Raw genomic sequence first — 1,221 nt, 5'->3', positions numbered from 1 at the left:
CTCTTTCAGCCATCTTAAATGACTCTGAGGTGTCTGTTAAACCCGTGGCGATTCATCTCCTGATTACAATAATGGGCAAAGATGACGTGTTTTTTTCTCATTGACATAAGCCATTGAGAAGGTGTAGTGGCAAAAGAGATATTCTTTATGCCAAATCTGTTCATATCTTCCGGAGAATATGAAAACCATTTTTCCGGGAAAGTATCGTGATAGTTATTTTTTAGCTGTGGGCAATAACATATCTCATTTCTTACCCCTGCCTCCTTGTAAAAGAGTGCTTCCTTTTTCTTTATCTGTTGAACGGATTCAAGCCTGAAAAATTCTGCGCGGGTTATATCCCCAGAAATTTCAACTTCTTGCTCTGGTCCGTTGGCGCCACCGTGCCACAGGATGTATGAATCATTATTAATTAATTTACGGTTACCTGCCACAAATAGATAGTTAGCACACGCAGAGGCACAGACGCTGCGAACTTCTATATCCATATTATTTTTTTTAATGTAACTGGCTATGGATAAAGCATTTTCCACATCTCCACCAATGCTGTTAACAGAGACGGTTTTGATTCTGGAGTTGCCGATTTCTTTTAAGAATAATACATAGGCCTCATTTGTTATTTGGCCGTCAAAGTAAAGAACATCCCCTTTCTTAACTATTTCAGGAGGATTATTCAAAACCCGTTCATCCTGGATGTCTATCTTTTGACTGGCCGGTAAAACGCCCGAACTTATAAAAATGCTACTAACGGAAATAAAAATTTTTATTACTTTTTTAAGGTTTTTTTTCTGCAAAAGAAAAGGGTTAATCATTTTCTCTCTGATATATAATTAATTTTCCGGAAAAGCGGCGGTCATCAATGCTTTGTAAGGTATGTCATTATTAAGTTTATTTTAAGTCAATAAAAGTAACATAATGTAAATTATTGGTCTTTTTGTTCAATTTTACTGAATGAAAAGATATGGAGTTGGTGAATTTATTACAAAAAACTGACCAGGCACCAGCTTTCATCACTTGCAGTGTGTCCACCTTAAGATTAAGGCCAAACAGATAGCTGAAAAAAAATGAATAAATAATGAATCGTCCCTACTAAAAATAGTGCTTGTCATCATGAAAAAACGCTATGATCTTACCCAGCAATAGTGGACACGCGACTAAGTGAGTAAACGCTCAAGCAAGAGGTGACTCACATGACAAAATCAGTATCAACCACCAAAAAGCCAC

General features: G+C 36.7%; 1 protein-coding gene. It reads right to left on the bottom strand.

Features of this window, described 5'->3' with window-relative positions; all coding sequences use genetic code 11:
• Nucleotides 1-14: 14 nt before the first annotated feature.
• On the bottom strand, nt 15-809 hold the full coding sequence (locus QCD69_RS22435; protein WP_301253571.1) for a hypothetical protein: 795 nt from the start codon (nt 807-809) through the stop codon (nt 15-17).
• Nucleotides 810-1,221 lie beyond the last annotated feature (412 nt).

This window comes from Erwinia sp. PsM31 (assembly GCF_030433775.1).
Taxonomy (GTDB): Bacteria; Pseudomonadota; Gammaproteobacteria; order Enterobacterales; family Enterobacteriaceae; genus Erwinia; species Erwinia aeris.
Note: the sequence above shows the minus strand (reverse complement) of the source record. Positions and strands in the feature narration are given on the sequence as shown.

Coding starts and splice junctions, on each gene's coding strand:
- QCD69_RS22435 (WP_301253571.1), bottom strand. CDS start 809: ATGATTAACCCTTTTCTTTTGCAGAAAAAAAACCTTAAAAAAGTAATA.